Raw genomic sequence first — 8,311 nt, 5'->3', positions numbered from 1 at the left:
ATAAACTCAGCCTACTACTGCATGTTTGCAGGGAAAAGCATATTTGCAGGGGGGATATAACTGCCGTTCCGCTGCATGTTTGCAGGGGAACAGCATATTTGCAAGGGGATATAACTGCCCCTCCGCTGCATGTTTGCAGGGGAACAGCATATTTGCAAGGGGATATAACTGCCCCTTCGCTGCATGTTTGCAAGGGAATAGCATCTTTGCAAGGGGATATAACTGCCCTTCCACGACATGTTTGCAAGGGAACAGCATGTTTGCAGGAGGAAATCACGGTTCCTCAATAACATGTTTGCAGGGGGACGCATACGCCCTGGAATATACTTAATCCAGGTCGGTATTTTTCAACAAATCTGGGTCACGCGAATTGATTGAGAAAAAAACTTGTCGCTTTCCTTTCGACACCCTATAGCCTTCAGTGTACTTGAGGTATTTGACGTCTTCTAATAACTTCATTGCCCTTCTAACCATTTCAAGTTGCTTATAAGGGTCTGAGCGCATATTTAAACGCTTCATCAACCTTTCAAATGAGACTATCTGCACCCTATTCTCACTGTTTGGCAACCCTTCAAGAAAAGCATAGATAGCCTTTGCCACTTCATTTCTTTTGATCGCAGGGAATACCTTCAGCTTCAGAACGCGCTTGTAGTCCATTTTGTACAAGTCACTTAATTTTGGATTGAATTCCAAAATAACTTCGTTTGCAGCTGTATCCACCCTGGAGAAATTCAACAAGTGAGTTGTAGCACTAATCAAATCATCGCCAGTATCTTTGTACACAGATATTGAAGTGGATGTAATTTTTCGAAGTGATTTAGCGACCCTTTCTTTCAGGATTTTGTTAATTTGCCTTGTGTTGTAATCACACATCTTTGCAAAATCACTGAAGGGAAGCACAACTTTATTGTCTACCATTGGATATTCACTGAGTGACTGAATTATTGAAAGCCAGATACGAAAGTCTGTATCCATATCTAATTTAGGCCCAGATATGGTGACTCTGTCATAACCTTCGCTATTAACAATCTCAAGGTTTCTCAGCTCTTCCGAAGCATCCATCACCCTGCTACCAACATTTTTCTTTTCCCTGCTACTAACGGGACTAAAAACACTAAGCCTAAGCAGTGAGATAGGTTGAATCGATCGCGTATCTGTTGATGATATGTAATCAATTTCGCCCGTCGTCTTGTTTTTTACTTCCACAGACAGGCCTAAATCATTAATATCCTTAGCCATAGTTATTCCTAAAATATTATTATTTGTTAACAGGCATTTTGAGCCTTTGCATATTTGCAGGGGGATGTATAACATGTTTGCAGGAGGAAATCAGCATATTTGCAAGGGAAAAATGCATGTTTGTAAGCTGATCTTGCATGTTTGCAAGGGGAAATAACATGTTTGCAAGGGAATTTAACTCTGCAACTGGTTGAAAATAAAATAAAATATCAACCTTAGATCACTTAGTTGTTTTTAGTTATTTAAGATCACAATAGATCCAATTATTAGATCACTCCTGTTAATAACGGGGATAACTTCCTTACCACCCTTCAATTTACTTTAAAAACTCTAAATGTATTTCCATTGGGAAAAATAATTTCAAATCCTACTTTTTCACTCCGCATCTCTATTAAAAACCGATGCCTTTCCGTCCCTAGAAATCAGTGGATTATTCAGTAATAACTCCTTTCCTTCATTCTTGCATAAATCAAAAACCACCTTTAATTGATTGATTTTAAAGATTAACTATAAGGATTTGGTTTCCTTTATTTGTCCACAGCCGGAAGTAACATATACATGTTTGCAGGGGAATGATTTGCATGTTTGCAAGGGAAAATATGCATGTTTGCAGGATGATCTTACATACTTGCAAGGAGAACTTACATATTTGCAGGAGGAAACAGCATGTTTGCGGGGGAAAAATGTTCTATAATACTTTGATAGTATTAATCAATCTCGCCCTTAGATCCCTTAGGTCTTTTTAGATCAGTTATTAGATCAAAAGATCCAATTATTAGATCATCCCTGTGAATAATGGGTATAACTATTTGAAAAGCGGACATCTGGAATGCAATCCGCTTAAAGTTTAAGTAGCCACACGGGATCGAATTTATTTAAAAAGCAATATTTTTTGCCAGACCAAAAACAAAATCATTAGTGAATGTAAAATCACGCCACACCAGGCAACCATCCGCATCACGAATTTCTACCTGAGTTGATGTCTTACTATAACGAATGATCTCAATAGTCTTTCCAGACAAACCACCAGCTCTGATCAATGCTTCTGTAACCTTCAGACCTTCTTGTTGACGAAGGTCATATGCATTGTCATCCGATTCAGTGGAACCCTGTTCAGCACGGGCAATTTGAGCCTCAGCAGAGCGAAACAGGTCAGCCAATTCTTTCCCTTTATTTCGCTCTACACCTGCAAAAACTTCTTCTAAATACGTCATATTTTACCCTTGTGACCAATTTGAAATGATCGTGCTTGTGAAACCAACGATCTCTTTTGAGATCACTTCTTCGGCTTGGAATACTTCGATGCAAATTTCTTTAGAGCCAGAAGCGAGTTCTACCCGACACAATGGAAACGTACCCATAATGTCCCGCTTAAGCTTCGCCAAAAGCTCGCTAAGTGATTTTCCAGGGATCTTTGGAGCTAAGTGAGCAGGAACTGAAACTTGCAGGCAAATCGCCTCAGGGGCGTTACAAGCGCTATCACACATCAAACTCATCGTGCCATAACCGACCAGTGAACGATGATAGAACACCGCTTCACGGGTAGCAGACTCGTGATTGGAGATCAGCGCATAACCATTTTTTTCCAATTCTAGATAGTCGCTATTAGCAATACGCTGAGAGTAGTCCTCACCCCAGGATGCATTATTACGGCCTTCAAAACGGGCATGGTGATAGTGAGACTTTAAAAAAGCATAATGCTCTTCACGGGAAGGCATGGGAATGTGTGAGTAATTCATCAGTGTTTATTCCTTTGCGTATCAGACTTTCAGTATCAAGCCTCCCATGCAGCTGACAAAGGGGTAAACACAACGGAAATCGAAAAACAAATTTAGTTTGTGGAAATGGGTGGGTAATCCCACCCACTGAAATTACTGGCCGACGTTGGTTAACACTTCACGAATGCGATCAATGGTGGTTTGGGCTTTATCATCCCCCACTCCCGCCCCCCTATTGTGAATTTCGGCCGCAATATGACACACTTGGTCAATGACCATTTCAGGAACTGCCTTCACCACACTTTCCGGACGTGCTAATACGAGATTCATTTCGCAAACAGTGACACCAGCACGACGTGCCATAGCTTCACGTTCACCTGCCGCTACACGCAGATCGTCAATCGATTGCAGCATCGCTTCATTATCTGGCTTACACCCCAGTTCATCGGCAATCTCTTTAATGCATTGCGGAAGCACATCGTCTGAGAAGTGCTGAAGCCGGAACTGGATCAGCGCCAGCTGTTCATCCGGTGTTAAGCTCACGCCTGCCCCCCAGAATGAAAGGCGATTTTTCATGTCCACGAGTCGGGCATGGTTGGTCAGAATATTGGCGTTGCGGGTACCATCAACATCAGGCCCAGCATTCGTTTTTTCAGGTGTCGGATTCATGAAAACCTCATTTTCGGAATGGGTGAATTTCTCAACTACAGTTGCACTTCAACATGAGTTGCTGAAATGTCATGTCGGACATTTTCACTACTTTCTCAGGCACTTCAGCACCGAGACTCTTCAAGTGTGCTCTCAGTTCGTCCCGCTCCTTCATCGTTTCAATCAAGAGCCGAGACACCTGTGCTGACCACTCTGGCCGCATGTGGACTGGCGACTCCGGATAATTGTTCCAGTGCGCCATCATGGTTAAAGCCACGCGCAATGTGTCGCGTTCGAAAACCGAGAGTGACTTAACGCAGATCCCCGGAGGGAATTTTTCCGCCTTAATTAATTTAAGATAGTTAATTTGAGGCCGATTGTTTGCCAGGCTCATGATGCCTCCGTAAAAAAGCAGGTTTTGTGATAATAACGTCCACATCCATGCAACGATTGTCCTGACACATTTGCGCCTGACTTTTGTCGTAGAGCATCAACGCGACACGCTCGCCGGGCAGAGGCAGATCTTTTTCTGCCGGGATCTCACCCACTACATCAATACGGACGGTACTTTTGTTACTGTACAGGCTTAACCCGTCACGTTTTTCAATATCGACTCGGTATTCAGCGATGACAGAATCGGTTTTCTCCTGGCTGGGCATCAATTCGAACCCAGCGATCAGAGCGCCCCCTAACACCATAATCAACGCACCATCTAACAACACATCGGTCATATTCGTTTTCATCATTCATATCCTGTATGAATAGTAAACTTCAATACTGACTCAACTTGTACTGCCGACGAAATTAAGCGTTTCACGCTGCCTCCTGAACGAAGCGCTCCATTGTTCTCACCACGAGACGGAAGTGTTTGCTTAGCGCAACAGGGTCCCGCCCAGCCATTTTGGTGATGGGATCGGAGTCATGCTTCAGCATCAAGCCATCATCCAGTCGCCACAGCATCCGCAGATACTCCAGTTTCAGTTGATTGACGATCACTTCTCTCAGATGCTGAGAGAGCCCCTGGCAGCTTGTAATTGCATTACGACGAGTATGTTGATGGTAACGACGAAAAGCGCGCTCAGTGGACGTGCCGGACTTACTCAGCTTCAACGAGCACCAAGCACTGGTATGTCCGATCACGAAAACCGAAAGTGTGTTTTTGGCCCTATTTTTCTCTTGCTGCATGGATAGTTCATCCTCGCGCGTCAAAGATGCACGGATCCATTGACCGGTTGAGGTCTGATTCGCCAAGTGCCACTGCATGGTGAATGCCAGATTAGCCCACCAGCGTAGACGGATGATACTGGCGTTCACTTTGTTGGCGATCAGAAACTGATAGCGTTCCGTCGTTAGTACACGCAGGTCTTTACGAGACGCAATCCCATCCATTGTCTGATGGCCGTTTAAGCCCAGGCTGCGATAAGTTTGGCCGCGCTGCATCATGCGGTTGTACAGTGCTGACTTTCCTTTGCACAGGGAAACTGCACCGAAGCGCAGATAAAATTGAGCAGCACTGCCGGAGGTGTATTGCCCAGCCAATACCGCTTCACGCAGTCGAGGATATTCCTCCCAAATGATGAACTCAGCAGCATCCGCGTCGATGGTCACTTCACTGTCCTCGCTGAAGCTAACCACGCGACGTTTTCCGTTCGGCGTATTGATAATGCGGCTGGCACGCTCATCGTCGGCACCGTTAAAATAGGCCATTTCAGCGATGGGATCAGCCAGGCCATCCATACCGGAATCATTACCAAACTGCCCGACCTTGACCCACAATGCTTTGGGCATAGGGGTCTTTGGGGTGACAGGCATTTCAGGCTCATCTTCCAGTAAGTCGAGCTCACCTTTTGCCCAGACGCGGCGATAGATTTCCAGAGCATGAAACGGTTTTTCGTTAAAATGGTGGAATGACCACATGAAGTCTATATGGATTAACGCAACCTCACTGACAATGCGAAATTGAGGTGACGCCATGCGGCGGTTGTGGGCGGTGTTTTCCAGTTCGCCCGATCGAAGTTTATCGGCTACATCCTCAGCACGCAGCTGCTCAACGTAGTCCATACTGCAACAAACATGCAGCAGGCGCTCCAGGAAGCGCGGTGAATAGACATCAGGCTGAACCTTGATGAAGCCTCCAGCATACAAGGTGCGACCCACAGGATGCCTATCTTCCCACGCATTGCGACGCTTGGACAAAAATCTCTGAATACGGTTGAGCCCAGCCATGTAACCGTGGCGATCGTCATCAGAACGCAGAAGGTTTTCCATTGATTTATCGAGACCGACCGCCTGGCAAGCCCAACATCCAAACCGGCTCCCACAGGCTTCACTGGATTTTTTCTCAGAACCCGACCAAACACATTCCCCTGTTGCGGCCTTGTAGAGCTCAGCGGTGTCGTTGTTGCTGTCCAGGTAGCTCGGCAGCAGATACTTAGAAGCGCTTCCGGCGCTTAGCAGAAACTCCCACACGTCGCCCTGTAACCAATGCCTGATGGGGTACAATTCGCCGCCTTCTTTTGTGATCTTAACCTGACTCGCATTCCCGCCTTTTAAGGCGATGTTTTTGGCTCGGATAACGCCCTCTGCATCGCGGCTTCCCAGCAGCAAACAGACGCGTTTACCCACGGATTTTGGCAGGCTTTTCACGTATGCCGTTTTGGCGCGTTTGGCCGCAAAAATCTTCAAGTCGTTGGAGCACTGACGCACTGAGCTGTTGGTGAACGTGGGCAAGCCACGCCCCGTCAGTATCCGCCCCGTCCAGCTGGAGGTGAGCCCCGGTTTTGCGAGAACAATAGACAGCGGCAGGTTTTCTTGATCGATGAACTTTTCAAGCGCAGCCAGTTTCTGATCGGCGAGCCAGCGTATCTCAGGGGTTTCAATGCCAGTATCGGTATGCAAAAGGTAATGGTGTTGGCTAATAGGAATTCCCGCGCGAACAGCGCGCACCAACGCCATGAGGAATAAGTGCAGGACAATTTCGGAGTCTTTACCGCTACTCCAGGCGAGGGAGATCGTCCAATTATCAGCAAGGGCTTGGTAGATAGAAGCTGTGCCATTATGGATGAGATCAGCCATGCTGACTCCACGACTGGCATCACGATAGTTCAGGTCGGCATCTTCCTTCAGTGTTTGCCATACGGCCTGCCACTTATCCGCTTTTAAGACTGATATGGAAGGTAGTTCCGGATTTTTAAAGTTGAAGGAATGCTGCATAAATCACCTGTTATTTGTTTTGTTTACAGGATATTTTCTCATGAGGCAGACAGCTGACGAAGTAATGAGCGCTAAAAACAATTCTTTAGCTAGATAATTAAATTTATAATATTCTGTGATAAATTAGACTAAAACCTAAAAGGTTATCTCATGTGGCAAATTGAACTGGAAAGTATAATTAAGAAATTGGATTCAGATTACGAAATTGCGAAGGAGGAAACATTATGCTGTTCAGGGGCAGCTTATTGTGCTTTTGAAGCAAATACAGAAACCTTCAAATATGCAATTGGTTTTATAGAAAGATTTTTTTCGAATAGCAAATTCTTCACCTACATCCTAACATCCTATGAAAATCAAGAAATAATTAATCAGTATATTTCTAATGATGAAAGTAAAGACATTTCATTCGTAATTAAAGGGGCTGACATTTATAATAATTGTAACTGCCTACGCAGCCACCGAAATATTATTAGCCTTAGCTTTATCAATGAGCATAAAGAAAAAACAAAATGGAAATGCCATCATGGCGGCTCTTATGCATCTTGGTTGAGTGGTGCGCACGAAAGAATTGATGTAGCAACATATAACTTGCAACAAATAAAGTTAATTAAAAACAAACTTGAGTTATTTGATTTTATAGAAAAACGATATTACTATCCGAATGAAACATCAAGTGTTAATGATAATAAAATAACACAACATAAAGACAATTATAAGTATTACCATATTTTAGATAGTATTATAAAACAATTCAATAGGGATAAACCGAACGATCTAACAGAAAGAAATGTCGATATCGAATCAATTTCTCAGGAATACAATGCCAATGGAGTGAAGCTAAAACTGGTTGACGCACAGTTTGCCCGGTATAGCTTGTTATCTATTAATGAGTTTACTAACATAGAAAACGACGGTCCGTTTGGTGCTGTGTTTGACAGTCGAATAAATAAGAAATTGCAAATTAATACTTCTCCAAAGTTATTAAATATATTTAAAGAGTTGATCTCCTGTAACTATTTAAAAAATCTAGCATTAAAGCCAATGGGTATCATTGACGTAGGTTTCGGATTGGAATCTATAGAACGAGGCGCCCCTCTTGGTGCATCAATAAAAATGCTACCTTCATTATCTTGTTTTTATGGTGTGATATATAATGATAAATTAATAGTTTCACACAACAAAGAAAAGCAAGAAATAACATTTGAAGAATTAAGGGATGATTACAATCTATTGGATGACGGCTGCGTTGTTACTCAAGTTATTCACATTAAATATTTTATAGTCAAGAATGTGGAGAATACTTCATTGAGCATCTAGATCATGAGTATATTTTATATGATTCATCTGAATATACATTAAAAGAGGAAAAACCTGAACAAAAAGGCAGTGTAGATAAAATAAAAACATTTAAAATTGACAACTCGAAAATTCCTTTTTTCTATAAGCATAAAGGTAATTACTTGCTACTCATAATTCTTGAGCTATATTTTATG

General features: G+C 43.2%; 8 protein-coding genes. 1 reads left to right on the top strand and 7 read right to left on the bottom strand.

Annotation, left to right across the window (positions count from 1 at the left end; translation table 11 throughout):
- Positions 1–327 precede the first annotated feature (327 nt).
- The 7 genes from PSF42_RS18500 to PSF42_RS18470 form a co-directional block, all read right to left on the bottom strand.
- Positions 328–1,239, bottom strand: coding sequence for a RepB family plasmid replication initiator protein (locus tag PSF42_RS18500; RefSeq protein ID WP_042847057.1), 912 nt, complete (start codon positions 1,237–1,239; stop codon positions 328–330).
- An 875-nt stretch (positions 1,240–2,114) separates the two neighbouring features.
- Complete coding sequence (locus PSF42_RS18495; protein ID WP_191901268.1) at positions 2,115–2,453, bottom strand: hypothetical protein; 339 nt, start codon at positions 2,451–2,453, stop codon at positions 2,115–2,117.
- Between the two features lie 3 nt (positions 2,454–2,456).
- Entirely contained in the window at positions 2,457–2,978 is a 522-nt protein-coding gene (locus PSF42_RS18490; RefSeq protein WP_191901267.1) for a hypothetical protein, read from the bottom strand.
- A 132-nt stretch (positions 2,979–3,110) separates the two neighbouring features.
- The gene (locus PSF42_RS18485; RefSeq protein ID WP_042847059.1) at positions 3,111–3,626 is read right to left on the bottom strand and encodes a hypothetical protein; all 516 of its coding nucleotides are present in this window, start codon (positions 3,624–3,626) and stop codon (positions 3,111–3,113) included.
- Positions 3,627–3,657: 31 nt separating this feature from the next.
- Positions 3,658–3,999 (bottom strand): hypothetical protein, encoded by a 342-nt coding sequence (locus PSF42_RS18480; protein ID WP_042847060.1) that lies wholly within the window; start codon positions 3,997–3,999, stop codon positions 3,658–3,660.
- Complete coding sequence (locus PSF42_RS18475; protein ID WP_166268273.1) at positions 3,968–4,351, bottom strand: hypothetical protein; 384 nt, start codon at positions 4,349–4,351, stop codon at positions 3,968–3,970. Before PSF42_RS18475 ends, PSF42_RS18480 begins: the two co-directional genes overlap by 32 nt.
- A 67-nt stretch (positions 4,352–4,418) precedes the next feature.
- Complete coding sequence (locus PSF42_RS18470) at positions 4,419–6,818, bottom strand: phosphoadenosine phosphosulfate reductase domain-containing protein (protein WP_166268271.1); 2,400 nt, start codon at positions 6,816–6,818, stop codon at positions 4,419–4,421.
- Between the two features lie 150 nt (positions 6,819–6,968).
- Here PSF42_RS18470 and PSF42_RS18465 point away from each other — a divergent pair, with 150 nt between their 5' ends.
- Positions 6,969–8,135: a hypothetical protein gene (locus tag PSF42_RS18465; protein ID WP_166268269.1), complete on the top strand. Its 1,167-nt coding sequence runs from the start codon at positions 6,969–6,971 to the stop codon at positions 8,133–8,135.
- Positions 8,136–8,311 lie beyond the last annotated feature (176 nt).

It is taken from the genome of Providencia sp. PROV032 (genome assembly GCF_028484875.1).
Classification (GTDB): Bacteria; Pseudomonadota; Gammaproteobacteria; order Enterobacterales; family Enterobacteriaceae; genus Providencia; species Providencia rettgeri_E.
The sequence above is the reverse complement of the archived record's forward strand: the minus strand, read 5'-3'. Positions and strand labels throughout refer to the sequence as shown.

Excerpts from the sequence above, each read along its gene's own strand:
- PSF42_RS18495 (WP_191901268.1), bottom strand. The coding sequence starts at position 2,453 with ATGACGTATTTAGAAGAAGTTTTTGCAGGTGTAGAGCGAAATAAAGGG.
- PSF42_RS18475 (WP_166268273.1), bottom strand. The coding sequence starts at position 4,351 with ATGATGAAAACGAATATGACCGATGTGTTGTTAGATGGTGCGTTGATT.
- PSF42_RS18500 (WP_042847057.1), bottom strand. The coding sequence starts at position 1,239 with ATGGCTAAGGATATTAATGATTTAGGCCTGTCTGTGGAAGTAAAAAAC.
- PSF42_RS18465 (WP_166268269.1), top strand. The coding sequence starts at position 6,969 with ATGTGGCAAATTGAACTGGAAAGTATAATTAAGAAATTGGATTCAGAT.
- PSF42_RS18490 (WP_191901267.1), bottom strand. The coding sequence starts at position 2,978 with ATGAATTACTCACACATTCCCATGCCTTCCCGTGAAGAGCATTATGCT.
- PSF42_RS18485 (WP_042847059.1), bottom strand. The coding sequence starts at position 3,626 with ATGAATCCGACACCTGAAAAAACGAATGCTGGGCCTGATGTTGATGGT.
- PSF42_RS18470 (WP_166268271.1), bottom strand. The coding sequence starts at position 6,818 with ATGCAGCATTCCTTCAACTTTAAAAATCCGGAACTACCTTCCATATCA.
- PSF42_RS18480 (WP_042847060.1), bottom strand. The coding sequence starts at position 3,999 with ATGAGCCTGGCAAACAATCGGCCTCAAATTAACTATCTTAAATTAATT.